The sequence below is a fragment of the Arthrobacter pascens genome (assembly GCF_017052465.1).
GTDB classification, from domain to species: domain Bacteria; phylum Actinomycetota; class Actinomycetes; order Actinomycetales; family Micrococcaceae; genus Arthrobacter; species Arthrobacter pascens.
Genome location: NZ_JAFHKT010000031.1, coordinates 1 through 668 on the forward strand (window position 1 = coordinate 1; position 668 = coordinate 668).

A 668-nucleotide genomic window follows, 5' to 3' on the forward strand; every position below is an offset into this window, starting at 1 on the left:
GAAGTTCATGTAGAGGGCGGCGGCGGTGATGTCCACGATGGTGGTGGTGGCCCAGTTGATCCAGTAGAACCAGCCGGAGATGAAGGCGGCCTTTTCGCCGTAGAACTCGCGGGCGTAGGAGACGAAGGAGCCGGAGGAGGGGCGGTGCAGGACGAGCTCGCCCAGGGCGCGCAGGATGAGGAAGGCGAAGAACCCGCAGACGGCGTAGGCGATCACGAGGGAGGGGCCCGCGGCGTTGAGCCGGCCGCCGGCGCCGAGGAACAGGCCGGTGCCGATGGCACCGCCGATCGCGATCATCTGGATCTGCCGCGGCTTCAGGCTCTTGTGGTAGCCCTTATCCTCCGCGTGAAGGAGCGATTCGGTGGCATGCGCCTGGGCCGGGACGGTATGGTCCGTGACGGCCGCTTGAGTAGTGGCGCCCTGTTGGGGATTGGACATGGGGGATCCTTTGGTTTCCGGTTGGGGAGCGTGCTTGTATCCGCTGGTTGAATCTGTCGGGACGCGGTCTCGACAGGCTCAACCGGCACTGGTGTGGGCCCACGACCGCCGGGTTCCCTGACCGAGCTTGCGAGGTTAGGGGGCGGTTGGGGGTTATTTGCTGAGGTTGGCCAGGCGTTCGGGGCTGAGGAGTTCCTGGAGTTGTTCGGCGGTGAGCAGGCTGTGTTCGA

At 65.6% G+C, this 668-nt stretch carries 1 protein-coding gene; it reads right to left on the reverse strand.

Annotated features, from left to right (window positions below):
- A partial coding sequence (locus JYA52_RS00130) for an amino acid permease (protein ID WP_205651149.1) occupies positions 1-438 on the reverse strand: 438 nt, incomplete at its 3' end.
- Positions 439-668 lie beyond the last annotated feature (230 nt).